The organism is Flagellimonas lutaonensis, assembly GCF_000963865.1.
Taxonomy (GTDB): Bacteria; Bacteroidota; Bacteroidia; order Flavobacteriales; family Flavobacteriaceae; genus Flagellimonas_A; species Flagellimonas_A lutaonensis.
The window spans coordinates 2,227,850-2,254,320 of sequence record NZ_CP011071.1; the positions used below are offsets into that span (position 1 = coordinate 2,227,850).

The following is a 26,471-nucleotide window of genomic DNA, read 5'->3' on the forward strand; positions in this document are numbered from 1 at the left end:
TCGAGGCAAAAATGAAAAACTGGTTTTTGGCCTCGTTTCAAGATATACGGGTGTATTTTTGGGGAATGAAAAAGAAAATCGCCCAAAGGCTCATTTTTGTCTATGATGCCGATTCTGGTACCCGTAACGTAGTGTTGGACAGTGTGCACAAAATAGTTAGTCCCTCAACGTATGGGTGCAACCTTTGTAACATTACGCATGGCCTGTTCAGGGAAAACCGGAAATGGAAGCATTTTCGCCAAGAAAGTGCGTATCAAATGACATTTTTTCATAAAGATGAGTTTTTGAAGCAGTACGCCAGCAAGTTTGGCCACAAATTTCATTTTCCGGTCGTGCTTATTGAAGCAGGAACGGAACTGGAAATACTTATTCCTGCCCAAGAGCTGAACAGCTTGAAATCGCCAGTGGAACTCATTGGGCTAATCGAGGGGCGTACCACCCCTTAAAGGCGAGAAGTGTACAAAAATGGTAGCCTAAAAAGGGTTTCATTGTCTCAAACAATACCCCGTTGCATGGGTATTTCCATTAACAGTACACGGCCAACACTCAGTGATTTGAATTGGATTTGGTCAATATCCCATATGCCAAAACCATCCCGACTATTGAGCTCTTGGCCATTGACCGATACTTGGCCATCCAAAACAAAAATATAGACCCCATTCCCTTTTTTCTTCAGCGTGTAGGTATCGGATGTGTCTTTGTCGAAGTCTCCGATGTGAAACCACGCATCTTGGTGGATCCAAACACCTTCATCATCTTTATTGGGCGAAAGTATCTGATAGAAGGTGTTGTTGCGTTGCATATCCCGAATGGAAATTTGATCATATTGGGGCGTTACATCTTTTCTGTTGGGAATGACCCAAATCTGCAAAAACTTGACTGAACGGTCTTTGCTCTTATTGAACTCACTGTGGTATATCCCGGTTCCGGCACTCATTACCTGAATATCCCCCTCATTGATAATGGTGGTATTGCCCATGCCGTCTTTGTGCTCCAAATCACCCTCAAGCGGAATGGAAATGATTTCCATATTGCTGTGGGGATGGGTTCTAAAGCCCCTACCGGGAGCCACTTCATCATCGTTCAAAACGCGTAAGACCCCAAAATGCATTCGTTCGGGGTCATGATAATTTGCAAAACTAAAGGTATGGTAACTTTTTAGCCAACCATGGTCGGCATAACCGCGTGTGTCAGAGGTATGCAATACAGTTTTCATAGCGCAATAGTCGAAAAGAGGGATTCAAACTTTCAGTTTTGAAATTGGGTGGTCGAGATGTTTTTGTTGATCTCATCGATATATTCCAAAAGCTCGTCGCGCCCTGTTCGATCGGTGGCAGAGGTAACGAAATGCGGCGGGGCCTCTTCCCAAGCGGTATCCAGCAAATGTTGGAGATAGGCCTGCGTATTGCGTTCAATGGCAGCTGGTTTTAACTTGTCGGCCTTGGTAAATACAATGCCAAACGGAATTCCGTTCGAACCAAGCCACTCCATGAACTCCAAATCGATCTTTTGGGGTTCGTGGCGAATATCTACCAAAACAAAGGCGCTTACCAATTGTTGACGTTTCAAAAAATACTCCGTAATGTATTTCTGAAAGGTTTTTTTGTCTTTTTTGGAAACCCTGGCATAGCCATATCCGGGCAAATCGACCAAAAACCAATTGTCGTTTACTTTAAAATGGTTGATGAGCTGGGTTTTTCCGGGGCGTCCAGAGGTCTTTGCCAGCCCCTTTCGGTTCATGAGCATATTGATCAATGATGATTTGCCCACGTTTGACCTGCCTATAAAGGCGTATTCGGGCAATGGCTCTTTCGGGCATTGGGCCACGTTCGAATTGCTCATCACGAATTTTGCAGAGGTGATTTTCATGGGTTTGGATGTTGGAATTTGGAGAAGAGAAGTTAGACTCGCCTATAAACCTATTCTCAAATCTAACATCTAATATCTTAAATCTAAAATCAGAATCCCCTTTTGTTCAGCCAAGCTTCCAGAACCTTGTTGAACTCTTCAGGATGTTCCATCATAGGGGCATGGCCACATTTTTTGATCCAATACAGATCCGAATCGGGCAGTAATTCATGAAATTCCCTGGCCACGTTAGGGGGTGTTACCGTATCGTTCTCACCCCAAATAATACAGGTGGGCGTGTTCATTTTTGGCAGGTCTTTTGCCATGTTGTGGCGTATGGCACTTTTGGCAATGGCAAGTGTTTTTACCAGCTTCATTCTGTCGTTAACTGTGGCATACACCTCGTCCACAATTTCTTTGGTGGCCATTTTTGGGTCGTAAAAGACATCTTGGGCCTTTTTCTTTATGAACTCATAATCGCCCCGTTTTGGGTATCCGTCGCCCATTGCGCTCTCATAAAGGCCAGAGCTACCGGTAATGACCAGGGCCTTGACCATTTCGGGAAACATTTTGGTATGCAGAAGACCGATGTGCCCACCCAATGAATTGCCCAGCAAAATCACATCTTTGAGACCCTTGAATTCGATGAACTCTTCAAGAAACTTGGCAAAGTTCTTTACATTGGTCTTCAACACGGGCATATCGTATATGGGGAGCTCGGGCACCAACACCTTGTAGCCCTTGGCCGGAAAATAATCGGTAACACCATGGAAGTTGCTCAGCCCGCCCATTAGACCGTGTAAAATGATCAACGGGGTGCCTTCGCCTTTCTCTATATACCGAAACTTACCTTCCTTAATGATTTTTTCTTCCATCAATGTTTTATCGGTCTAGAGCGGCAAATATAGGTAATTCATAGCATACAAAAACAGATGGGTTTTTGCTGTTTGGCCGGTTGCCCATAGCGTAAAACGAAAGGTTTTTACGGCCTTAAAAAAGACCGAACCATCTGAAACACAATATATAGTGGGATTTTGACGTTATTTTTTTTGTTTTTTGATAAATAAGTGGGGTAAAGTGGGAAAAAATGTTTTAGAATCTATATATTTGATTCCATAATCTGACCGAACTGTTTTTATGATAAACATCATAGGCACATTCAATTGTAAGGCCGATGCCAAGGGCAGGGTGACGATTCCGTCAAGCCTGATGTCCCAGTTGTCGCCTCTTTTGAATGATGGTTTTGTTATAAAGCATGGTCGTTTTTCTCGTTGCTTAGAGTTGTACCCGAAGGCAGAGTACAACCGTATGATGATGCAATTGAAAGAGAAAGACCAGTTCGACCCCGACAATGTGCGTACCCTTCGAAAGTTTGTCGAAGGGGCCCAGCTTGTAAATATTGATGACAGCAATCGATTGCTGATACCGAAGGCATTGGCCGAGCATGCCCTGATCAAAAAGGAAGTGGTGATCACGGCCACTATCGATATCATCGAAATTTGGGATAAAGAAAGCTATGAAAAGGCCAATGATATTGATAGGGACGAGTTCAGTGTAATGCTCAAAACGGCTTTTGGTAAAAATGACAAACCCGTATCACAGTCCGGTACTGCTCAATGAGGCGGTTGATGGGTTGAACATAAAGGAGAATGGGGTGTATGTTGACGTCACCTTTGGTGGTGGGGGTCATTCTGAAGAAATATTGAGACGGATCGGTAAAGACGGCAAGTTGATTGCCTTTGACCAAGACAAAGAGGCCTTGGCAAATGCGATCGACGACCCACGGTTCAGGTTGGTAAATGAGAATTTTAGGTTTCTCAAGCGTTTTTTGAAGTTCTATGGCATTCTGAAAGTTGATGGAATCTTGGCAGATTTTGGTGTGTCGTCGCATCAATTCGATACGGCCCAACGAGGATTTTCAACCCGTTTCGATGCCGGTTTGGATATGCGTATGAACCAGCGTTCAGATGTATCGGCCTACGAGGTGGTCAATGAATATGGCGAAGAAGAACTGGCCAAGGTACTGGCAAGTTACGGTGAGCTTCGTAATGCCCGGGCCATGGCAAAGACAATCGTTGTGGCGCGAAAACAGGCACCAATTAAGACAACACTCCAATTAAAAGAGGTGTTGGGTCGGTTTCTGCCTAAAATGCGGGAACATAAATTACTGGCACAAGTCTACCAGGCCATACGCATTGAGGTCAACCAAGAGATGGAGGCACTGAAAGATTTTTTGCTGCAGACCCCCGATTTGATGGAAGAAGGGGGGCGGTTGAGTTTGATAAGTTACCACTCTTTGGAAGACCGCCTGGTAAAACGATTTATACGCTCAGGCAAATTTGAGGGCGAACCAGAAAAAGATTTCTATGGCAATGTCATGGTTCCCTTTAAAAAGGTTGGAAAATTGATTGTGCCATCAGCTGAGGAAATTGCTATGAACAATAGAGCGCGGAGCGCAAAGCTTCGCATTGCTGAAAGAGTAGGCCCCGTTTCGGGCAGAGCAAATTGATATGGTTGAAGCTTTTTAAAAAGTAGAAACACTTGAAAATGAAAAAAGGATTGTTGGACATACTTCGCGGAAAGTTTTTGGTGAGCGGCGACGCTCCCAAGAACTGGCTGTTTTTGCTCTTTGCATCCTTTCTGGCCACCGTTATGATATCAAGTAGTCATAGGGCCGATAAAAAAGTGCATGAGATTGCCGCCCTCAACGAAGAGGTTCGAAAACTCAGAAGTGAGTTTTTAGATGTTCGGCGTTCTGTGCAGCAGTTGAGGCTAGAGTCTTCCCTAAAGGTCAGGGTGGCCGACAGAGGTTTGGTGCCCGCAAAAAATCCTCCAAAAAGAATCAAGGTAAAATCAACTAGATAATGGCAGTCACCGAAAGAAACATAATGAATAGGCTTTACTTGGTGGCGGCCTGTCTCTTCCTCTTTTCCGCTGCTATTCTGTACCGTCTCATAGATATACAGATGGTGAAAGGGCCTGACTACAAAGATTTGGCGTTGGGCAAGACTGAAAAAATGTTCACCATTGAGCCGAATCGGGGCAATCTCTATGCAGAAGACGGCAGTTTGCTTGCCGCATCGGTTCCTAAATATGAGATTCGGTTCGATGCCAACACTGTGTCTGAAGAAAATTTCCAAAAGTATATGCCGGCCCTCGCCGACTCACTGGCAAAACTATTTGACAAGCCCTCAGCGTATTACCGCCAATTGTTCAGAAAGGCCAGGGCCAATGGCAATGGCTATAAGTTGGTGGCGCGAAATGTGGGTTATTTGGACTTTGTCCGCATCAAGAATTTTCCGCTGTTCAGATTAGGGCCCAATAAAGGTGGGTTCATAGAACGCTATAAAGTGGTACGCGAATATCCATTGGGCAAGATGGCCGCACGCAGCATCGGATACGAACGGGTCGACGAAAACGGGTATTACACGAGGGTTGGTCTGGACGGAGCCTTCGGAGAGCCCTATTTAAGGGGAAGGGAAGGCAAACGGTTAAAGCAGAAAATCGCCAAGAACCGTTGGAAGCCTATTGGCCTTGATAATATTGTAGAGCCCCAAGATGGGCAAGATGTGGTGACCACCATCAACACCAACATACAAGATATTGCACACCATGCCCTGTTGGCGCAGCTTGAAAAATATAATGCCGACCACGGCTCTGTGGTGGTCATGGAAACAAAGACAGGTGAAATAAGGGCCATTTCAAACCTAGGTCGAACCAAAGAGGGTAAATACTACGAAAAATTGAACTACGCCATTGGCGAATCGCATGAACCGGGATCGACCTTTAAATTGATGTCATTGGTGGCTGCTTTGGAAGATAAGGTAATAGACACCAATGCCGTTATCGATACCGAAAAGGGCCGGTACCGTGTTTATGATAGAACCGTAAAGGATTCAAAGCACGGTGGGTATGGCAAAATTTCGTTGGCAGAGGCCTTTGCTGTTTCTTCGAACACTGCCTTTGCAAAGATGATCCACGAGAACTACAAAGAACAACCCGAACGTTTTGTGAACCGCCTAATGAACATGGGGCTGCATGTAGATTTGGGGCTTCCGATCATTGGCGAAGGGCAACCGGTTATCCGATATCCGGGCGATAAGGGCTGGTCGGGTATCTCTTTGGCATGGATGTCGCACGGCTACGAGGTGTCAATGACGCCCATGCAGACCTTGGCCTTCTATAACGCCATTGCCAATGACGGTGAGTTTGTAAGGCCACGGTTGATTAAAGAAGTACGGCAGGGCAATAAGGTGGTCAAGCGTTTTGGCAAAGATGTGGTGAATCCCTCCATTTGCTCGAAGGAAACGGTCGAAAAGGCCCAGCAGTTGTTGAAAGATGTGGTTGAAAAGGAATATGGTACAGGCCATGGCCTGTACTCAAAAGAGTTCTCAATGGCGGGCAAGACAGGCACCTGCCAAAAAAACTATGTGGCCAAAGACCCCGATAAATTGGCATATATCTCCTCGTTTGTAGGATACTTTCCTGCAGATAACCCAAAATACTCGTGCATTGTAGTAATACACGAGCCCGACAAGAGTGTGGGTTACTATGGTGCCGATGTCTCAGGACCTGTTTTCAAGTCGCTGGCCCAAAAAATCTACGCAAGTTCGCCATTGGTCGATGAGGTAGAGGATGAGACACCCAAGGTTCCGCAACTAGAAGAGCAGTACAAAAGCTATTATGCGCATGTGCAAAAAGAGTATAAAAAGATTCCCAATGTAAAGGGCATGAGTGGCATGGATGCCATTTCAATTCTTGAAAACCTTGGGCTAGAGGTAGAGGTAAGGGGCAACGGCAGGGTTAAACGACAGTCGGTTTCACAGGGAACCGATATCGACAAAGTTGAAAAAATTGTTTTGGAGCTTTCATGAAGTTGTTGAAAGACATATTATATAAAGCTGGAATCACTGCTGTCAGTGGTGATACCAATGTTTTGGTCAACCATGTCCATTTTGATTCAAGAAAGGTGGGTATGGACGACGTATTTGTCGCCATCAAAGGATTGACAACCGATGGGCACCAATATATTGACAAGGCTGTAGAGCAGGGAGCTAAGGCAATTGTCTGCGAAGAGCTTCCGAAAGTATTGGTCAATGGTATTACGTATGTCGAGGTAAAGAACAGCCAATCGGCCTTGGCCATGATGGCATCGAACTTTTACGGAAATCCTTCCAAAAACCTAAAACTTGTAGGGGTAACCGGTACTAATGGTAAGACCACGGTTACGACCTTATTGTATAACCTGTTCAAGAATGCGGGCTATAAAGTGGGCCTTATTTCGACCATAAAAATCATGGTTGACGACAAAGAATACCCCACCAGCCACACCACGCCAGACTCATTGACCATCAATGAATACTTGAATAAGATGAACGAAGAAGGTGTCGAGTTTTGCTTTATGGAGGTAAGCTCGCACGGTATCCACCAAAAAAGGGCCGAGGGCCTACATTTTGAAGGGGCCATTTTTACCAACCTTTCGCACGACCACCTTGACTATCACAAATCATTTGCCGAGTACCGTGACACCAAGAAAAAACTCTTTGACGGACTGTCAAAAAGTGCTTTTGCCCTGGTCAATATAGATGACAAGAATGGGCTGGTCATGTTGCAGAATACCCAGGCCAAAAAATATACCTACGCCCTGAAGTCGTACGCAGATTACCGCGGACAGATATTGGAGCACCAATTCAATGGCCAATTGTTGAAAATAGAGGAAAATGAGCTCTGGTCTAAATTGATAGGAGATTTCAATGCTTACAATTTATTGGCCATTTACGCCACTGCTGATTTGTTGGGGTTGGAAAAAATGGAAATTCTACGGCTTATTAGTGAGCTTGAGAACGTTGATGGTAGATTTCAATACTATATCTCAAAGAAGAAAATAACGGCTATTGTTGATTATGCCCATACACCGGATGCACTTAAAAATGTGTTGACAACCATCAACACGTTGAGGACTGGAAATGAAAACGTCATCACCGTAGTGGGGTGTGGTGGTGATCGTGACAAGTCTAAGCGTCCGGTTATGGGTCATATCGCATCAGAGATGAGCAACCACGCCATCTTTACCTCTGACAACCCCAGAACAGAATCCCCCAGCCGCATCATAGAAGAGATGGAAGCAGGTGTAGAGCCCCAGAATGCCGCCAAGGTACTCATCATTGAAAATAGAAAACAGGCCATTAAAACGGCTTGTAAGTTGGCCGTGCCAAAAGACATCATTTTGGTGGCGGGCAAAGGTCATGAGACCTATCAAGAGACCAATGGGGTACGAAAAGAATTTGATGATTTCAAGGAAGTAAAAAAGGCCTTAGCCGAACTCGATAAATAGCGAAGAATGCTCTATTATCTATTTGAATATCTAGAACAACAATACCAATTTCCCGGAGCGAGCCTTTTCAGGTTCTTGACCTTTAGGGCCGCCATGGCGGTACTGTTCTCTTTGACAATAGCCATGGTCTATGGTAAGTGGATCATCCTCTTTCTTAAAAAGAAGCAGATAGGGGAGAGCATTCGTGACTTAGGCCTTGAGGGCCAACGGCAAAAAGCCGGGACACCCACCATGGGCGGTATCATCATTATTTTGGCCACCCTATTGCCGGTACTGCTTTTCGCCGATTTAAAGAATATTTATGTCATTCTGTTGATTGTGACCATGTTATGGATGGGCATTATAGGCTTTATAGATGATTACATAAAAATATTCAAGAAGAACAAAAAAGGACTTAGGGGCCGATTTAAGGTAATGGGACAGATTGTGCTGGGCCTCATCGTGGGATCGGTACTCTACTTTCACCCACAGGTAACCATGAAAGAAAAGGATAAGACTGTCATCACCGAAAATTTTAGGGTTGAGAAGGTCATTGGCGAAGAGAAAAAATCCGTTCGTACCAACGTTCCTTTCTTTAAGAACAATGAGTTGGATTATGCAAACATTATTGCATGGATGGGAGACGGGGCGAAAAAATATGCTTGGTTGGTGTTCATTCCCATTGTAATATTCATTGTCACGGCCGTGTCAAATGGGGCCAACCTTACAGATGGAATTGATGGTTTGGCCGGTGGAACCTCTGCCATTATCGTGCTCACCTTGGGCATTTTTGCCTGGGTTTCGGGTAATGTGCAATTCTCAGATTACCTCGATATTTTTTACATCCCCCGGGTAGGTGAGTTGGTAGTGTTCATTGCGGCTTTTGTTGGGGCCTTGGTGGGTTTTCTATGGTACAATGCGTATCCGGCGCAGGTATTCATGGGCGATACGGGCAGTTTGACCATCGGTGGGGTAATCGCCGTGATTGCCATCATGGTGCGCAAAGAATTGTTGATACCGCTGCTGTGCGGAATCTTCTTTGCTGAATCATTGTCGGTTATGCTTCAGGTAGCCTATTTCAAGCATACCAAACGAAAATATGGTGAAGGGAAACGAATTTTCTTGATGGCACCGTTGCACCATCATTTTCAGAAAAAGTCGTACCACGAAAGTAAAATAGTGACGCGCTTTTGGATCATTGGCATTCTGTTGGCCATTTTGAGCATTGTCACCTTGAAGATACGGTAGAATGGGGCGCTTGGCTATACTAGGTGCTGGTGAGAGCGGCGTTGGCGCGGCCCTATTGGGGAAACAGAAAGGGTTTGATGTTTTTGTTTCCGATGGAGGAAAGATTAAAAAAGAATATAAAGAAGTTCTTATACATCATGAGATTGAATGGGAAGAGGGGTACCATAGTGAACCCCGAATTCTGAATGCCGATTTGGTCGTGAAAAGCCCTGGGATTCCTGATACCGTTCCACTGGTGAAAAAACTAGTTGATGGGGGCGTGCCGGTAATTTCAGAGATTGAATTTGCCTCGAGATATACCAATGCCCAGATAATCGGTATCACAGGAAGCAACGGTAAGACCACCACTACCATGCTGACCCATCATTTGCTGAAAGAGGCGGGTTTAAATGTCGGTATGGCGGGCAACATTGGCGACAGTTTTGCCAAAATGGTGGCAGAGAAAGATTTTGACCACTATGTGCTCGAGATCAGCAGTTTTCAATTGGATGGCATCACGGGCTTCAGGCCACATATTGCCATCATCACCAACATTACCCCCGATCATTTAGATCGGTATGGGTATACGTTTGAAAACTACGTGGCTTCAAAGTTTCGAATTGCCATGAACCAAGGGCCGCATAATTATCTGATTTATGATGCAGATGATACGGCAATAGCAGAAGGGCTAAAGAAACATCCTGTTCAATCAAAATTGCTTCCCTTTTCACTTAAATCAAGGCTAAAAGAGGGGGCTTGGATGAATGAAGGAACAATAAAAATAAAAGTAGAAACTAAAACCTTTGAAATGAGTACTGATTTTTTGGCCCTTGAGGGCCAGCACAACGTTAAAAATGCCATGGCTGCATCAATGGCGGCACTCTTGGTAAATGTAAGAAAGGAGGCCTTACGCGAAAGTATTCAGGCATTTCAGGGGGCTCCCCATAGACTTGAAAAAGTATTGAAGATCAATCATGTAGAGTATATCAACGACTCAAAGGCAACCAATGTGAACGCCACATATTATGCCCTTGACGGCATCAAAAAACCAATTGTTTGGATTGCCGGGGGGGTCGATAAGGGCAACGACTATTCGAGTTTAATGCCCTTGGTGCGAGAGAAGGTAAAAGCCATTGTTTGTTTGGGCATGGACAATACAAAGCTAAAGGACACCTTTGGAAATGTCATCGATCTAATGGTTGAAACCTACTCAATGGAAGAGGCCATAAAGGTGGCCTACAAGGTGGCCGAAAGGGGCGATGCGGTGTTGCTTTCGCCGGCGTGCGCCAGTTTTGATTTGTTCGAAAATTATGAAGATCGGGGCAACCAGTTCAAACAAGCTGTAAAAAACCTATAGACCATGCGGGCACTGTTCAAAAATTTAAAGGGAGATAAGGCTATTTGGGGCATAGTGGCCCTATTGGGCTTGTTTTCTTTTTTGCCGGTGTACAGTGCCAGCACCAATTTGGTCTATGTGCTTGGTAACGGTACCACGGTCGGGCACTTGGTAAAACATGCACTTTTACTGTTCTTGGGCTTCGGAATCATTTATGGGGTACACCGTATACCGGCCCATTATTTCAAGGGACTCTCCATTATAGCACTGCCCATAGTCTTGCTGTTGTTGGTCTATACCTTAACCGTAGAGACAAATATCGGGGGTGTTCGGGCCAACCGTTGGATTCAGATACCGTTCATCGGGGTCAATTTTCAGACATCTACCTTGGCCTCTGTGGTTTTAATGATTTGGGTGGCAAGGTATTTGGCCAAAATAAAGGATACCACCATCACCTTTAAAGACAGCATTTTGCCGCTATGGCTTCCTACGGCCTTGGTTATTCTCTTGGTTTTGCCCGAAAACTTTTCTACGGCGGCCATAATCAGTTTTCTGGTATTGGTTTTATGTTTCTTGGGAGGATATCCCCTAAAATATTTACTCTCTATTGTGGGGGCTGGCCTGGTGTTGGCAGCAATGTTTTTGTTTGTACTGTTTAAAACACCTGAGGTGATACCCGGAGAGAGGGCCATTACCTGGAAATCAAGGATTGAAACCTTCTGGAATCCTGATGCTGCGGATAAAGACAGTACCCATCAGCCCACATTGGCCAAAATTGCCATTGCGCAGGGCGGACTGGTAGGCAAAGGGGCCGGCAAAAGCGTGATGAAGAACATGTTGTCGCAGAGCACATCCGACTTTATTTTCGCCATTATCATTGAGGAATATGGATTGTTGGGCGGCGGGGCTCTAATGTTCTTCTATCTGTTGTTGCTGTTCAGGATCGTGGTGGTGGCCAATGGTGCCAAGAACGTATTTTCAAAATTATTGGTAATGGGTGTCGGATTGCCCATTGTAATACAGGCTTTTATCAACATGGCTGTGGTGGTGCAGTTGTTTCCGGTTACGGGGCAGCCCTTGCCCTTGATCAGTATGGGCGGTACCTCTATATGGATGACCTGTCTTGCCATTGGCATTGTATTGAGTGCCAGTGTAAAAAATGAAAGTGTTGGGGAAACATCCCCTGAAATTGATGATAACAATCCCTTAGAAGTGTTGAGTGGGCAATTATAGATTCATTCTTTCCGGGGGTGGCACAGGCGGACATATTTATCCTGCCATTGCCATAGCAAACGAGCTGAAAAGGAGGCATCCAGATGCTGAATTCTTGTTTGTGGGCGCAAAGGATAAAATGGAAATGGAAAAAGTACCCGCAGCGGGGTACCCAATTGAAGGACTTTGGATTAGTGGATTACAACGGAAACTAACGGTGAAAAACCTGCTGTTTCCCATTAAACTGATAAGCAGTTTGTTGAGAGCACGAAAAATAGTGAACGATTTCAAGCCCCATGTGGCCATTGGCACAGGAGGTTTTGCCAGTGGTCCCTTGTTGCAGATGGCGGCCAAAAAAGGCATTCCGTGTGTGCTGCAAGAGCAAAACTCTTATGCTGGCATTACCAACAAACTGTTGGCAAAGCATGCCGAAAAAATATGTGTGGCATACGATGGTATGGCGCGCTATTTTCCAAAGGAAAAAATTGTAAAAACTGGCAACCCTGTACGGGCTGATTTGGTGAATTTGGGCATTGATAAAGAGGAAGCATTGTCGCACTTCGGATTGAAAACCGGAAAAAAGACCTTACTCGTTCTAGGCGGAAGCCTTGGGGCACGACGCATCAACCAATTAGTGGAAAGTGAACTTGTGTTCATCAAAAATTTGGGTATCCAAGTGGTTTGGCAGTGTGGCAAACTGTATTACGAAGAATACAAGAAATATGAATCGGACAGGGTCAGAACCAAGGCCTTTATCGACCAAATGGAGTATGCCTATGCAGCAGTCGATATGATCATATCTAGGGCTGGGGCGGGGTCTGTCTCTGAATTGTGCTTGGTAGGCAAACCAGTGATTTTCGTTCCCTCGCCAAATGTAGCGGAAGACCACCAGACCAAAAATGCAGAGGCATTGATGGCCCAAAAGGCAGCCCTGATGTTAAAGGAAAGGGATTTGGACGATCGGTTTGAAGGTGTGTTTGAAGAGTTGGTACGGTCAGAAAGCAAACAAAGGCTATTGGCAGAAAACATTAAAAAGTTGGCGATGCCAAAGGCGACCGAACAGATTGTCGATGAAGTGGAGAAGTTGTTGAACCATAAAGACGGCAAAAGAGGGTGAGTTTTAAACGGAACATGATACTTTGATTTGAACTTGAATAAAATACATAGCATCTATTTCTTGGGTATAGGTGGCATTGGCATGTCGGCATTGGCGCGCTATTTCAAGTTTGCGGGCAAGCAAGTGGCCGGTTATGATAAAACGGCGACCCCGCTCACCGATGAACTGATCGCTTCCGGTATTTTGGTTCATTTTGAGGACAACCTTGACGTGATTCCCGAAGAATTCAAGAAGCCTGAAAATACATTGGTGGTCTACACCCCTGCCGTACCGAAAGATTTATCGCAACTCAAGTATTTTCAAGATAGGGGCTTTGCCGTTAAAAAGAGGGCCGAAGTATTGGGCATGGTCACAAAAGAGACGTTTTGTTTTGCGGTGGCGGGTACCCATGGTAAAACCACCACCTCCTGCATTTTGGCACATTTGCTCAAAGAGTCTGGCATGCCTTTCATCGCTTTTCTGGGCGGCATTTCAGAAGACTTCAATAGTAACTTTGTACTCGAGGGCACTGAAAATGCAGTGGTAGAGGCAGACGAGTATGACCGCTCGTTCTTGCACCTGTCGCCCGATATGGCCTGCATTACCTCGATGGATGCCGATCACCTCGATATTTATGGCAATGCCGATGAACTGAAAAAATCATTTGTTGAATTTACCAAACGGTTGAAGCCAAATGGAAGACTGTTTGTTAAAAACGGGCTTCCGATAAAGGGTATCACCTTTGGTATTGAAGACGGTTCTGATTTTGAGATCCGCAATATTAACGTTCAGCAAGGGGCGTATCGATTTGACTTGAGAACGCCTACCGAAACGTTGACCGATGTACAATTTGGCAAACCGGGCAGGCATAACCTTCTCAACGCTTTGGCGGCTTTTGCCATGGCGGCGCAACTTCCAGTTGAACCCAGCCTGCTTGCGAAGGCCTTGGGTACCTTTAAAGGGGTACAGCGCAGATTTTCTTATCAAATCAAGCAAGAAAACTTGGTCTTCATTGATGATTATGCCCACCATCCGACAGAAATAGAGGCGGTACACAGTGCCGTACGTGAGATGCACCCGCAGAAGAAAGTGGTTACGGTATTTCAGCCACATCTTTTTTCTAGAACGAAAGACTTTGCCGATGGTTTTGCCAAGAGCCTGGCAAGATTTGATGTGGTGCTGTTGCTCGATATCTATCCCGCTAGGGAAGAACCCATTCAAGGTATTACCTCATCATGGTTGTTGGGCAGGATCGAGCATCCAAATAAAGAATTGGTCAACAAGCAAAATCTTGTTGAAAAAATAAAAGAATATGAACCTGATGTTTTGGTCACCATGGGTGCCGGTGATATCGGTTTAGAGGTGCCCAACATCAAAAGACAATTGTTATATGCGAGTTAGAGGCGATTACATAAAATTGATGGTGTTGGCAATTGCCATCATCGGCCTTTATGGTTTTTCCGACCACCGCAGCAAAGCGAGAACCATCAACAAAATTTACATCAAGTTTCTGGGAGACAACGCTTTGTACTTGACCGAGGGTGCGGTTAATAAATTGTTAATGAAAAATTATGGGAGCTTAAAAAATAGGCCCAAAGAAGAGGTAGCTTTGAATACCATAGAGCAGCTAGTTGAGTCTAATCCTATGGTCAAAAGTGCCCAAGTCTATTTTACCGTCAACGGAGATTTAATCACAGAAATCGTTCAGCGAAGACCCATCGGTCGGGTCGAGGGGGCCACTAAATTCTATTTGGATAACCAAGGCCGACGTATGCCGCTGTCTAAGAACCACTCGGCACGAGTGCCGATCATTACGGGCAAGATAACGGGCAAGAGCCTTGAAGATGCGTACGTCATTTTAGAATACATCAACAAAGATGATTTTCTACGGATGAACGTCATAGGCATCCACATCGAAGATGAGGGCAAATACCAGCTCAAGTTTCGGATGGAGAATTTTGTAGTGAATCTGGGCGGGGTCAAAAATCTCAACGAAAAGTTCAAAAATTTTATGGCCTTTTATGCTAAGGCTGCCAAAGACAAGACATTGGAGAAATATGCAGTTGTGAGTCTAGAATTTGATAATCAAGTGGTTTGCACGAAAATTTAGGTTATGGAACAAGGTAATTATTCAGTTGGTTTAGACATCGGTACCACCAAGATTGTGGCCATTATCGGTAGAGAGAACGAATATGGCAAAATAGAGGTGTTGGGTACGGGCCGCTCAAAGAGTTTGGGCGTTCACCGCGGTGTGGTAAACAACATCACCCAAACAATCTCGTCTATTCAACAGGCTGTAGAACAAGCAGAGGTCAATTCGGGACTCAAGATCGGGTCTGTGGTGGTAGGTATTGCCGGGCAGCACATTAGAAGCCTGCAGCACAGTGATTATATTACCCGCCCCGATTCAGAAGAAGTGATCAATGAAGACGATCTCGATAGGCTGTGCAACCAAGTGTATAAATTGGTAATGCTTCCCGGGGAAGAGATCATTCATGTGCTTCCGCAAGAGTACAAGGTCGACGGGCAATCAGAGATCAAACAGCCCATTGGCATGTACGGCGGTAGGTTGGAAGCCAATTTTCATGTGGTGGTAGGGCAGGTATCCTCCATAAAAAACATCGGCAGGTGCATCAAAAGCGCCGGGCTCGACCTTGCCAACATCACCTTGGAACCTTTGGCATCGGCCGAAGCGGTGCTCAGCCAAGAAGAAAAAGAGGCCGGGGTGGCCCTTATAGACATTGGTGGCGGCACTACGGATCTTGCCATTTTCAAAGACGGCATCATTCGCCATACCTCGGTGATACCGTTTGGTGGCAATGTAATCACCGAAGATATCAAAGAGGGCTGCTCGATCATAGAAAAACAGGCTGAGTTGTTGAAGATCAAATTCGGTTCGGCATGGCCGGGAGAAAATAAAGACAACGAAATAGTTTCCATTCCCGGGTTAAGAGGAAGAGAGCCAAAGGAAATTACCTTAAAGAACCTTTCAAAGATCATACATGCCCGTGTGGTCGAGATAATTGAGCAGGTGTATGTAGAGATTAAAAACTATGGTCATGAAGACCAAAAGAAAAAACTGATTGCAGGAATCGTGTTGACCGGCGGCGGAAGCCAATTGAAGCACTTGAAGCAGTTGGTGGAATATATAACCGGAATGGATACCCGAATCGGATACCCGAACGAACATTTGGCTGGTGATTCCGATGAGGAAATCGCCAGTCCGTTGTATGCAACTGCCGTGGGGCTGTTGATGAACGCCCTTAAAAATGGGAAAGAGAACAGGAAAGAGCTGGTCGGGGCCGATTCAGAACCGGAAGAAATGGTGATGGGCCAAGAAGCCAAGGCATCACAGAGCGGCAGCGTTCAGAGAGAACGAAAGAGCATTTTTGACAAATGGTCAGAAAAACTGAAAGACTTTTTAGATAACGCAGAATAAAAACATCCATCAAAAATAACCCGTAAGAAAAACATCATGAGCAAGAACATTGAATTAGACAACATAGCCTTTGATCTACCAAAGAACAAGAGCAACGTCATAAAGGTAATCGGCGTCGGCGGCGGTGGTAGCAATGCCATCAACCATATGTTTCAGGCCGGTATCAATGGGGTCGATTTTGTCATCTGCAATACCGATGCCCAAGCGTTACAGAACAGTCCGGTTCCCAACAAGATTCAGTTGGGCGTTTCATTGACAGAAGGGTTGGGTGCGGGTGCCAATCCTGAAGTGGGTGAACAGGCAGCTGTCGAGAGCATGGAAGAATTAAAGAGTATGCTCGAGGGCAACACGAAGATGGCGTTCATCACCGCTGGTATGGGTGGGGGCACCGGAACGGGAGCTGCCCCGATCATTGCCAAACTGGCACGTGAGATGGATATTTTGACCGTGGGCATTGTCACCATTCCGTTTCAATTTGAAGGTGTAATGCGTTGCAAGCAGGCCCAAATCGGTATTGAAAAGTTGCGGGCAAATGTTGATTCGTTGATTGTGATCAATAACAACAAGCTACGCGAAGTATATGGCAACCTTGGTTTTAAGGCAGGATTCTCCAAAGCGGACGAAGTATTGTCAACTGCGGCCAGGGGCATTGCAGAGGTCATTACCCACCATTATACGCAGAACATTGACCTGCGCGATGCCAAAACCGTACTATCCAACAGTGGTACGGCCATTATGGGATCGGCCACGGCATCGGGTTCGTCCAGGGCTTCTGAGGCCATTATGAAAGCATTGGATTCTCCATTGCTCAACGACAACAAGATTACGGGTGCCAAGAACGTGTTGCTGTTGATTGTTTCAGGTGCGCAAGAAATCACCATTGATGAAATTGGTGAAATCAATGACCATATACAGATTGAGGCTGGTCATGGTGCCAACATCATTATGGGTGTGGGCGAAGATGAAGATTTGGGCGATGCCATTGCCGTTACGGTCATAGCTACTGGTTTTACGGCAGACCAGCAGAACGATATTGTCAACACCGAATCGAAAAAGATCATCCATACCCTGGAAGATGAGCAAAGGGCCGAACAAGAACTGCAGACCGAACAGACGCAGTCAATGACCCCTACGGCCAGTGCGCAGGTAGAGGAGCCCGTTATTAAACATCGTTTAGAGGATGATATGGAGGACGTCGAAAATGAAAAGTCGATGCCTGAAGAAGAGGATCCCTTGATTCCGACCACCAATTATATCAGAAACTTCAATGTTTTCTACGAAGAAGTGGTCGCTGAGAATGTTGAGGACGATTTCGTCATCGTAGAGGCCAAGAGTATTTTAAATGATATTGAGGTCATCGATCCTGAAGAGGTTTCATCACAAAAAGAGGAAGAAGACCAGTTCTCATTGGCGTTCGATATGCCCTTGAATAGAGATGAAGAAACTGAAAACGAGAAACAGCACACCGTGACCTTTGATTTGGGCGATGAGGTCAAAGATATGGATGTGAACGAATACATAGAGGTTAACCCTGTAATCGATTACCGGAAAGATGGGGAAACACGGTACAACCTCCAAGAGTATATGGAGCTTGAAAACAAGCTTACAGGTGCCAAGTCGCTAGCAGAGACACACGAACCCAAACTGATAGAAGATGAGTTGGTGTTTGAAAAGAAAGTTGTAAAGACCGAGGCTTCACAAGGGGGCAATGCACCGAAAGAAAATAATGTCAACCCGTTTGAAAGCTCAATAGAAGACCTCTTGAAAAGTAGGGCCGATGAGCGCAGACGAAAGCTGAAAAATTTCAACTACAAGTTCAAGAACAACATGAACAACGTGGACGAAATTGAGAAAGAACCTGCTTACAAGCGTCATGGGGTCGATCTTAACGAGGTGCCCAAAGAGAAAAAGGTATCACGAACCACCCTAAGCGAAGATAGCAATGACGAAATGCAGTTGCGTTCGAACAACTCATTTCTGCATGACAATGTTGATTAGTAGTGTTTAATTTGCCTTCCTAAAAAGAAGGTTTAAGACCCGGAAATTGAATAAATTTTCGGGTTTTTTTTATGAGGTTGCCTCTCATTTTTGAAAGCCTGACTTATCGCATGGCAGGGCCGATTTCAAATTGGTGACGTAGATGGGGTGATAAATAATTTCTTCTCTACTACTTTCAAAAACATGGCTGGCATAAATTTATGGCAATACTTAAGGATTGAGGTTTTGAGGAAATTCTTTATTATCTTCGCAGCCCTAAAAGGTCAATAATGGGATTGCAAGAAAAGGTAATGGTAGAGATGAAAGCTGCGATGAAGGCCAAGGATTCAGTGGCCTTGGAATCATTACGAGCTATCAAATCGGCCATTCTTTTGGCAAAGACCGAAAAGGGTGCCAGCGGTGAACTGACAGAAGAAGAAGAGGTGAAGCTGGTGCAGAAGCTCGTAAAGCAGCGCAAAGACAGTGCCGCCATTTACAAAGAGCAAGGTCGAGATGATTTGGCACAACCAGAATTGGCCCAAGTAGCCGTAATAGAGAAGTTTTTGCCAGAACAGCTTACCGAAGAGGAAATTGAAAAAGTTGTGGTGCAGACCATTGACTCTTTGGGGGCATCCGGAATGCAAGATATGGGCAAGGTCATGGGCGTTGTTACCAAAGAATTGGCTGGTCAAGCCGATGGCAAGACCATATCTAGTATTGTAAGGACAAAATTGAGTTCATAAGATAAGGCCGCGTAGTTCAACCTGCTTCTACTTGCGTCGGGCAAGGCGGGCTGGATAGAAAGAATTAGAAATGTATTTTGTTTACGTTCTTTACAGCCGAAAACACGAAAAGACGTACACTGGAATGACAACCGATGTTAACAGAAGGCTTTTAGAGCATAACCATGGTAAATCGTTCTATTCTGCAAAATACAGGCCTTGGCAAGTTGTACATTTTGAATCGTTCGAGTACAGAAAAGATGCAAGAGAACGAGAAAAGTATTTGAAATCAGCCACAGGAAGAAGGTGGATGAAGAGTAACATCAATTGGCCGCGTAGTTCAACTGGATAGAATATCAGATTTCGGCTCTGAGGGTTGGGGGTTCGAATCCTCCCGCGGTCACGAATAAATAGTTCAACAAGAAAAAACGCCAAGCTTGCTTGAGCGTTTTTTTGTTTTGGCTATTTTCAAAGCGGAGCGTTGTGAGGAAGGGCGCAGCCGATTAATGCTAAGAACTTCAGATTGTTGTTCAGGAAACCGTTTTCTGTTGTTTTTCCAAAATGGCATCCATGATGATGGGCGCATGCACACGTGAATTCTCTATAAACCATTTATGGGTTTCCATGCCACCACAGATAACACCTGCCAGGTAAAGCCCATCAACATTGGTTTCCATGGTACTGGGATTGTAGGTGGGCAAGCGTTTTTCATCTTTGGATAGTTCAATCCCCAGTTTTTTCAAGAAGTTGAAATTGGGCATATAGCCGGTGAGGGCCAATACGAAATCATTTTCCAAAACAACTTCGCCTCCAGGGGCGTTGATAATGATTTCCTTCTCCTTGATTTCCTTTACGGTAGAGTTGTAATACGCCTTAATGCTTCCCTCTTTGAGGCGGTTGAGAATATCGGGCCGTACCCAGTATTTGACACGCTGCCCAATTTCAGGGCCTCGGATTATCATGGTGACCTCAGAGCCCTTCCGCCAGCACTCCAAAGCGGCGTCGACAGCTGAATTGCTGGCCCCGATCACGGCCAACTTTTGACTGGCATAAAAATGGGGGTCTTTATAGTAGTGGGAAACCTTGGGTAGGTCTTCACCAGGTACGTTTATTTTGTTGGGAAGGTCATAGAAACCTGTGGCCACTATTACGTTTTGGGCAGTATATCCGTCTTTGTCCGTTTTGACTTCGAAAATTCCCTTTTCCTTGGTAACATCCAACACCTTTTCAAACAGATGGATGTTCAATTTATTTGAGACCACTATTCTTCGGTAATATTCCAAGGCCTCATTTCGCTTGGGCTTGGCATCTTTGCTGATAAAGGGTATTTCGTCGATTTCCAGTTTTTCGGAAGACGAAAAAAACTGCATGTTGATGGGGTAATTGAACAATGAGTTTACAATGGGGCCTTTCTCAATAATTACATAGGACAGGCCTTTTTTCTTGGCTTCAAGTCCGCACGCAATACCAATGGGGCCACCACCGATTATGATGACATCAAAATGTTGCATCAAACAATTTTTTGTTTTAGGGTTTTGATGGTTTCGATGGGGTCCTCGCTCTTGAACACAAAACTACCGGCCACGAATACATCTGCACCTGCATCTGCCAGTTTTCTGACGTTGCCGGCATTTACGCCACCATCGATTTCAATCAAGGTAACTGCCTTTCTTTTTTCAATGATGTTTTTGAGCTCGCTTACTTTCTTGTAAGTGTTCTCAATAAAGGATTGCCCGCCAAAACCTGGGTTTACGCTCATCATGCACACCAAATCGATATCTTGTATGGTATCTTCCAAAAGGGTTACAGAGGTATGTGGATTAATGGCTACACCTGCCTTCATGCCCTCGGCCTTGATGGCCTGGAGAGAACGGTGCAAATGGGTACAGGCCTCGTAATGGACGGTCAGGACATCGGCCCCAAGTTCAGCAAAGGTTTTGATGTAGCGATCAGGGTCTACAATCATCAGGTGTACATCCAGTGGTTTTTTGGCGTGCTGCGCAATAGCCTTTACCACCGGCATTCCGAAAGAGATATTGGGTACAAAAACCCCGTCCATGATATCTAGGTGAAACCAATCGGCTTGGCTTTGGTTGACCATTTCAATATCACGCTGTAGATTGCCAAAATCGGCGGCCAATAGGGAGGGAGCGACTTTTCTTGAATCCATATTTTACATTATCGGATACAAAAATACACAAATGCTTTTGAGGATTTCAGCGCTAGAGGTAACAACTTTCAGGGAGCACCACGGGGTCGGTTCTCATAATTTTCTGGGAGCACATTCTGCATTGACGGTTTTTGTCGACTACCTTCAATGCCAGCGTTTCTTTAGCGGGTAGTCGATAAGTATCTGCCGCATCGTAATCAACATTATAGCCCATATCGTCAAAGGCGGCCACCGATAGACGGCTCAACGGATTGTCGCCCAAGTCTATAAAACCGGTCATCAGTTCATTGTCAAAGACCATTTCACGCCAATGGCCATCACGGGTCCCCCTACCGCCCGTATTTGCGACGGGCACTGATGAAACATTATCATCATTTGTCAACTGCCGGTATTCTCTAATGGTATTTTTACCTAAAAACACCGGATTTTCAGAACCCTCGCCCTCGATAAGGTTCAAGAATTTTGCTGACCAAAGGGTGCCAAAGCCCAGAACATGGCCCATTTCATGCACAATCACATCCATAAGGCTGCTTTCAGCTTCCATCCGGGCCAGATCGGCGCTGTCAAAGCGCATCATACCGGTTGCGGGCAAAAAGCTTCCTGGGCGAAGCTGTGTGGGCCCCGCTTGGCCCAGAATACCTGATGGGCCATCAATGCTCACACCTTGGGCATCGATGCGTACATCGTTGACGATGTTGCCATTGGCCAGTTGCACAGGGGGCAGACTTTCTGTAATTATCTCTGACCATCGATTGGCGGCGGTTTCAAAAACCACTATTTGAGTTTCGGTCAATCCTCCTAAAAACCGTATTTCAATGGTAAACGCCATATTATATGTACGTTGAAATATGGTTTTTAGCCATTTTTGGATGAAAATTTAACAAAGTTGCAAATTGGTGGTGATAAAAATTATATAGTAATTCTGATGATAGTACACAGCCCTTGATCCCCACTTTCTAGAGGGTGAATTTTGCTTCCCTCCTAAAAAGGAAGGACTGAGGGAGGTGTTTATAACTGCTTTTCTAAAAAAATTAAATCTGAATAACGGGATTATTCTTTTCTTTTCTGTGATGCGATTTCTTCCAGTAAATCCACTATTTTATCGATTTTGAAGTACAGAGCGCTAAAAATCTTAAAACCAATAATATAAATGTTGTAAAGACAATGCCGAAATGGATGTCGGGTAAACTGGAGACTTCTATATTAAATAGTTTTAGGAATGCTGGTAAATGAAAAAACTCCGGTAATCAGCCGGAGTTTATTCATCAATCAAAAAACGAACAGTCATGATAAACTGTTGTAGTGTACTAAATTACAATTTTCTTGCCAAAAAAACAATTTAAGGTTTATTTAACTGTAATTTGTTTGGGATGATTTTATCAACAATTACCCCAAATAGGTCTTTAAAATCTTGCTTCTTGAGGTGTGTTTCAACCTACGGATAGCTTTTTCCTTTATCTGACGTACCCGTTCGCGTGTAAGGTCAAAGGTTTCACCAATCTCTTCAAGAGTCATCGAGTGTTGCCCTGCCAGACCAAAGTATAGGCGAATGACGTCGGCTTCCCTTGGTGTCAGGGTTTCCAATGCCCGCTCGATTTCGGTCCGAAGTGATTCATGCAACAGTTCCTTATCAGGATTGGGCGACTCGCCGCTGCGCAATACATCGTACAGGTTAGAATCTTCACCGTCGATCAAAGGCGCATCCATAGAAACATGGCGCCCTGAGTTCTTTAAAGACTGCTTTACGTCTTCGACGGTCATATCAAGCTCTTTGGCGATTTCTTCCGCTGAGGGCGGACGCTCATGCGCCTGCTCTAAATAAGCAAATGTCTTATTGATCTTGTTGATAGAACCGATCTTGTTCAATGGTAGGCGCACAATACGTGATTGCTCGGCCAACGCTTGCAGAATAGACTGGCGAATCCACCAAACGGCATATGAAATGAACTTAAAACCACGTGTTTCGTCAAAACGCTGGGCAGCTTTTATAAGACCCAAGTTTCCTTCATTGATCAAATCTGGCAACGTCAATCCTTGATTTTGGTATTGTTTTGCCACTGAAACCACGAATCGAAGGTTGGCCTTTGTAAGCTTTTCCAAAGCCGCTTGGTCTCCGGCCTTGATACGTTGGGCCAGTTCTACCTCTTCTTCAGCAGTGATTAAATCGACCTTGCCAATTTCTTGTAGATACTTGTCCAACGAGGCGGTTTCCCTATTGGTAACCTGTTTTGTGATCTTTAACTGTCTCATCTAAATTCTCCCTTCAATTTTTATTGTCAAACGATAGACTCATTAAGTTATACGTATAAAAAGTGAAAAAGTTACAATTCGCTAATAATTATTTGTTTTTGGCATAAAAAAAGCCCCGAATTTCGGGGCTTTTTCTTAAAAAACTGTTTTTAGTCTCTTCGCGGTCCGCGATTACGATTATCACGTCTTCTATCATTGCCGCGATTTCTGTTGTCACGATCGCGTGGAGGTCTTTCCCTATATCCCTCGGGCTTTGGCAACAAGGCCCTGCGTGATACTTTTTCTTTTCTTGTTCTGGGATCCACACCAAAGTATTTGACATCGAACACATCGCCCACGTTGACCACATCGGTCACGTTCTCGGTGCGCTCCCATGCCAGTTCAGAAACGTGCAACAATATTTCGTTGCCTGGAGCCTCGGTATATTCGACCACGGCACCGAAATCGAGCACCTTGATCACTTTTACCTCATAGACACTGCCTACCTCTGGCTTGAACATCAAGGAATCGATTTTGGCAAGTACCCTATCGATACCATCTTGGTCGGTGCCCAAGATTTCAACGATTCCCTCTTCTGTAACAGGGTCTTCGTTGATGACGATGGTCGTTTTTGTTTCTTTTTGCAACTCTTGGATTACCTTTCCACCAGAGCCGATCAATGCACCAATATATTCACCAGGTATTACCGTAGTGACAATTTTTGGAGCATGTGCCTTGACATCAGGCCTTGGTTCGGCAATGGTTTCAATCAGTTTTTCAAGGATGTGCGTCCTGCCCTCTTTGGCCTGCATCAATGCCTTGACCAAAATCTCGTAAGAAAGCCCTTTTACCTTAATGTCCATTTGACATGCGGTGATACCATCGGCAGTACCGGTTACTTTAAAGTCCATATCGCCCAAATGGTCTTCATCGCCCAAGATATCGGAAAGAACGGCATACTTGCCGGTATCGGTATCAGTGATCAATCCCATGGCGATGCCAGAAACAGGTTTTTTAAGTTGAATACCGGCATCCATCAAGGCCATAGTGCCCGAACAGACCGTGGCCATTGAAGACGAGCCATTTGATTCCAGTACCTCAGACACCACACGAACGGTATAAGGGCAATCTTCAGGAATCATTCTTTTCAACGCACGTTGTGCTAGGTTACCGTGGCCCACTTCCCTTCTTGAGGTGCCCCTGATCGGGCGTGCCTCGCCCGTTGAGAACGGAGGGAAGTTGTAATGGAGGTAAAATGTTTCTTCCCCTTCGAATGATGGCATATCGATAACGTTCGCTTCCCTTGAAGTACCTAGGGTCACCGTGGCCAGTGCCTGGGTTTCGCCTCTTGTGAAAATAGCCGATCCGTGGGTAGAGGGCAAATAGTCGACCTCGCACCAAATGGGGCGTATCACATCGGTTTTTCTTCCGTCCAAACGTAAACCTTCATCCAATGTCAGGTTTCGAACGGCTTCTTTTTCGGCTTTGTAGTAGTACTTTGAAATCATTGGGCCGATTTCTTCGAGTTCCTCCTCAGAAAACGATTCCATGATTTCCTCCTTTATCTGTGAGAAAGCCTCGCTTCGCTCTTTTTTGGAAGACCCTGCTTTGGCAATGGCATAGACCTTGTCATAGGCCATGTCACGTATCTTTTTCTCAAGCGCTTCGTCTTCAGGTTCGCCGTCATATTCACGGGTTTCCTTTTTCCCGACCGCCTCGGCCAAACGGACCTGTGCAGCACATTGGACTTTGATGGCCTCATGGGCAAATTTGATGGCCTCGACCATTTCTTCCTCAGAAATTTCACTCATCTCACCTTCTACCATCATTACAGAATCTGCAGAGGCGCCAATGATCATATCGAGGTCAGATTCTAGCAATTGGGCCCTAGTAGGGTTGATGATCAATTCGCCGTTGACACGTCCTACTCGTACTTCCGAAATAGGGCATTCGAACGGTAGGTCTGAAAGTTGTATGGCTGCCGACGCTGCCAATCCGGCCATGGCATCGGGCATGACCTCATCATCATGCGACATTAATTGGATCATTACCTGTGTCTCGCAATGGTAATCTTTCGGAAACAAAGGTCTCAAAACCCTGTCGACCAAACGCATCGTCAATACTTCACCGTCGCTGGGCCTTGCCTCACGTTTGAAGAATCCACCTGGGTAACGGCCTGCCGCGGCAAATTTTTCACGGTAGTCAACCGTCAACGGTAAAAAATCTACGTCAGATGCCTTGTAATTTGAGACAACTGTGCACAAGAGCATGCAATTGCCCGATTTAACCACAACAGAACCGTGGGCCTGCTTGGCCAATTTTCCTGTTTCGATGGAGATTTCCCTTCCATCGCCGAGGTCAATGACCTCTTTGAAAGTTTTTGGAATCATACATTTTAATATTGCCCACCATATAGAATGGGCTAGTTAAACATTGGGTCTGTCGCCAGTATGGCGACCGTGTTGTGTTGTGTTGTCGACCAATGAAAAACTAATAGGTAGCTTTTTGTGTTGCCCTTGTTTAAGGGACTTTTTTACCCCTGTTCCATTGCCGGTTTGCTAAACAAGAATGGATAGGCGTAAAAAATATGGGGAAAATGTTCCCCATATTTTTATTTTCTGATACCGAGTTCTTTAATAAGCGTACGGTATTTAGCAATATCTTTCTTTTTCAAATAATCTAAAAGACTACGTCTTTTACCCACTAATTTTACCAAAGAACGCTCAGTGTTGAAATCCTTGTGGTTTTCTCTGAGGTGTTTTGTCAAGTGGTTGATGCGGTGTGTGAACAAGGCGATCTGCCCTTCGGTCGAGCCCGTATTGGTCTCAGAACCACCGTATTTTTTGAAAATTTCTGCTTTTGTTTCTTTTGTCAAATACATGCCAATATTGTTAAAATGATT

General features: G+C 45.0%; 25 protein-coding genes and 1 tRNA gene. 17 read left to right on the forward strand and 9 right to left on the reverse strand.

The genetic code is table 11. From position 1 onward, the window contains the following. The first annotated feature begins 11 nt into the window (after positions 1 to 11). Positions 12 to 446: a GTPase gene (locus tag VC82_RS10405; protein WP_245615886.1), complete on the forward strand. Its 435-nt coding sequence runs from the start codon at positions 12 to 14 to the stop codon at positions 444 to 446. 47 nt (positions 447 to 493) lie between these two features. Here the strand turns inward: VC82_RS10405 and VC82_RS10410 are convergent, their stop codons facing one another. The 3 genes from VC82_RS10410 to VC82_RS10420 form a co-directional block, all read right to left on the reverse strand. After that, positions 494 to 1,216: a pirin family protein gene (locus tag VC82_RS10410; protein WP_045802319.1), complete on the reverse strand. Its 723-nt coding sequence runs from the start codon at positions 1,214 to 1,216 to the stop codon at positions 494 to 496. A gap of 32 nt (positions 1,217 to 1,248) precedes the next feature. Further along, the gene (yihA, locus tag VC82_RS10415; RefSeq protein ID WP_045802320.1) at positions 1,249 to 1,869 is read right to left on the reverse strand and encodes a ribosome biogenesis GTP-binding protein YihA/YsxC; all 621 of its coding nucleotides are present in this window, start codon (positions 1,867 to 1,869) and stop codon (positions 1,249 to 1,251) included. A gap of 89 nt (positions 1,870 to 1,958) precedes the next feature. Further along, a complete protein-coding gene (locus tag VC82_RS10420; RefSeq protein ID WP_045802321.1) occupies positions 1,959 to 2,723 on the reverse strand; it encodes an alpha/beta fold hydrolase in 765 nt (254 codons plus the stop codon). 262 nt (positions 2,724 to 2,985) lie between these two features. On the opposite strand from VC82_RS10420, the gene VC82_RS10425 reads away from it, so the two are divergent. The 16 genes from VC82_RS10425 (at position 2,986) to VC82_RS10495 (ending at position 19,573) form a co-directional block, all read left to right on the forward strand. Further along, positions 2,986 to 3,468, forward strand: a complete 483-nt coding sequence (locus VC82_RS10425) for a division/cell wall cluster transcriptional repressor MraZ (protein ID WP_045802322.1) — start codon at positions 2,986 to 2,988, stop codon at positions 3,466 to 3,468. Further along, the gene (gene rsmH, locus VC82_RS10430) at positions 3,431 to 4,357 is read left to right on the forward strand and encodes a 16S rRNA (cytosine(1402)-N(4))-methyltransferase RsmH (RefSeq protein WP_045802323.1); all 927 of its coding nucleotides are present in this window, start codon (positions 3,431 to 3,433) and stop codon (positions 4,355 to 4,357) included. Before VC82_RS10425 ends, rsmH begins: the two co-directional genes overlap by 38 nt. Positions 4,358 to 4,395: 38 nt before the next feature. Continuing rightward, entirely contained in the window at positions 4,396 to 4,713 is a 318-nt protein-coding gene (locus VC82_RS10435; protein ID WP_045802324.1) for an FtsL-like putative cell division protein, read from the forward strand. Next, entirely contained in the window at positions 4,713 to 6,722 is a 2,010-nt protein-coding gene (locus tag VC82_RS10440; RefSeq protein ID WP_045802325.1) for a penicillin-binding protein, read from the forward strand. Before VC82_RS10435 ends, VC82_RS10440 begins: the two co-directional genes overlap by 1 nt. Next, positions 6,719 to 8,182, forward strand: a complete 1,464-nt coding sequence (locus tag VC82_RS10445; protein WP_045802326.1) for a UDP-N-acetylmuramoyl-L-alanyl-D-glutamate--2,6-diaminopimelate ligase — start codon at positions 6,719 to 6,721, stop codon at positions 8,180 to 8,182. Before VC82_RS10440 ends, VC82_RS10445 begins: the two co-directional genes overlap by 4 nt. Before the next feature lie 6 nt (positions 8,183 to 8,188). Further along, the gene (gene mraY, locus VC82_RS10450) at positions 8,189 to 9,409 is read left to right on the forward strand and encodes a phospho-N-acetylmuramoyl-pentapeptide-transferase (protein ID WP_045802327.1); all 1,221 of its coding nucleotides are present in this window, start codon (positions 8,189 to 8,191) and stop codon (positions 9,407 to 9,409) included. Position 9,410: 1 nt separating this feature from the next. Beyond that, positions 9,411 to 10,745, forward strand: coding sequence for a UDP-N-acetylmuramoyl-L-alanine--D-glutamate ligase (gene murD, locus VC82_RS10455; RefSeq protein ID WP_045802328.1), 1,335 nt, complete (start codon positions 9,411 to 9,413; stop codon positions 10,743 to 10,745). 3 nt (positions 10,746 to 10,748) lie between these two features. After that, positions 10,749 to 11,957 (forward strand): FtsW/RodA/SpoVE family cell cycle protein, encoded by a 1,209-nt coding sequence (locus tag VC82_RS10460; protein ID WP_045802329.1) that lies wholly within the window; start codon positions 10,749 to 10,751, stop codon positions 11,955 to 11,957. Continuing rightward, positions 11,944 to 13,053, forward strand: a complete 1,110-nt coding sequence (gene murG / locus VC82_RS10465; RefSeq protein ID WP_045802330.1) for an undecaprenyldiphospho-muramoylpentapeptide beta-N-acetylglucosaminyltransferase — start codon at positions 11,944 to 11,946, stop codon at positions 13,051 to 13,053. Before VC82_RS10460 ends, murG begins: the two co-directional genes overlap by 14 nt. A 27-nt stretch (positions 13,054 to 13,080) precedes the next feature. Further along, entirely contained in the window at positions 13,081 to 14,433 is a 1,353-nt protein-coding gene (murC, locus tag VC82_RS10470) for a UDP-N-acetylmuramate--L-alanine ligase (RefSeq protein ID WP_045802331.1), read from the forward strand. Continuing rightward, positions 14,423 to 15,142: a cell division protein FtsQ/DivIB gene (locus VC82_RS10475; RefSeq protein ID WP_045802332.1), complete on the forward strand. Its 720-nt coding sequence runs from the start codon at positions 14,423 to 14,425 to the stop codon at positions 15,140 to 15,142. Before murC ends, VC82_RS10475 begins: the two co-directional genes overlap by 11 nt. A gap of 3 nt (positions 15,143 to 15,145) precedes the next feature. Then, positions 15,146 to 16,471 carry a cell division protein FtsA gene (gene ftsA / locus VC82_RS10480; RefSeq protein ID WP_045802333.1) on the forward strand — a complete coding sequence of 442 codons (1,326 nt, stop codon included), beginning with the start codon at positions 15,146 to 15,148 and terminating at the stop codon, positions 16,469 to 16,471. 36 nt (positions 16,472 to 16,507) lie between these two features. After that, entirely contained in the window at positions 16,508 to 18,469 is a 1,962-nt protein-coding gene (gene ftsZ, locus VC82_RS10485) for a cell division protein FtsZ (RefSeq protein ID WP_045802334.1), read from the forward strand. Between the two features lie 269 nt (positions 18,470 to 18,738). Then, positions 18,739 to 19,191: a GatB/YqeY domain-containing protein gene (locus VC82_RS10490; protein ID WP_045802335.1), complete on the forward strand. Its 453-nt coding sequence runs from the start codon at positions 18,739 to 18,741 to the stop codon at positions 19,189 to 19,191. Between the two features lie 70 nt (positions 19,192 to 19,261). Continuing rightward, positions 19,262 to 19,522, forward strand: a complete 261-nt coding sequence (locus tag VC82_RS15975; protein WP_084598203.1) for a GIY-YIG nuclease family protein — start codon at positions 19,262 to 19,264, stop codon at positions 19,520 to 19,522. After that, positions 19,500 to 19,573: transfer RNA gene (locus VC82_RS10495), tRNA-Arg, on the forward strand. The genes VC82_RS15975 and VC82_RS10495 overlap by 23 nt, the downstream gene beginning before the upstream one ends. 127 nt (positions 19,574 to 19,700) lie before the next feature. Here the strand turns inward: VC82_RS10495 and VC82_RS10500 are convergent. The 6 genes from VC82_RS10500 to rpsO all read right to left on the reverse strand — a co-directional run bounded on the left by VC82_RS10500 (position 19,701) and on the right by rpsO (position 26,450). Then, positions 19,701 to 20,681 (reverse strand): YpdA family putative bacillithiol disulfide reductase, encoded by a 981-nt coding sequence (locus VC82_RS10500; protein ID WP_045802336.1) that lies wholly within the window; start codon positions 20,679 to 20,681, stop codon positions 19,701 to 19,703. Then, complete coding sequence (gene rpe, locus VC82_RS10505) at positions 20,681 to 21,340, reverse strand: ribulose-phosphate 3-epimerase (RefSeq protein WP_045802337.1); 660 nt, start codon at positions 21,338 to 21,340, stop codon at positions 20,681 to 20,683. Before rpe ends, VC82_RS10500 begins: the two co-directional genes overlap by 1 nt. Before the next feature lie 52 nt (positions 21,341 to 21,392). After that, positions 21,393 to 22,169, reverse strand: a complete 777-nt coding sequence (locus VC82_RS10510; protein WP_052698993.1) for a leishmanolysin-related zinc metalloendopeptidase — start codon at positions 22,167 to 22,169, stop codon at positions 21,393 to 21,395. A gap of 557 nt (positions 22,170 to 22,726) precedes the next feature. Then, entirely contained in the window at positions 22,727 to 23,590 is an 864-nt protein-coding gene (locus VC82_RS10515; protein WP_045802338.1) for a sigma-70 family RNA polymerase sigma factor, read from the reverse strand. A 149-nt stretch (positions 23,591 to 23,739) separates the two neighbouring features. Next, a complete protein-coding gene (locus VC82_RS10520) occupies positions 23,740 to 25,959 on the reverse strand; it encodes a polyribonucleotide nucleotidyltransferase (protein ID WP_045802339.1) in 2,220 nt (739 codons plus the stop codon). 221 nt (positions 25,960 to 26,180) lie between these two features. Continuing rightward, positions 26,181 to 26,450, reverse strand: a complete 270-nt coding sequence (rpsO, locus tag VC82_RS10525; RefSeq protein WP_045803389.1) for a 30S ribosomal protein S15 — start codon at positions 26,448 to 26,450, stop codon at positions 26,181 to 26,183. Between the last annotated feature and the right edge of the window lie 21 nt (positions 26,451 to 26,471).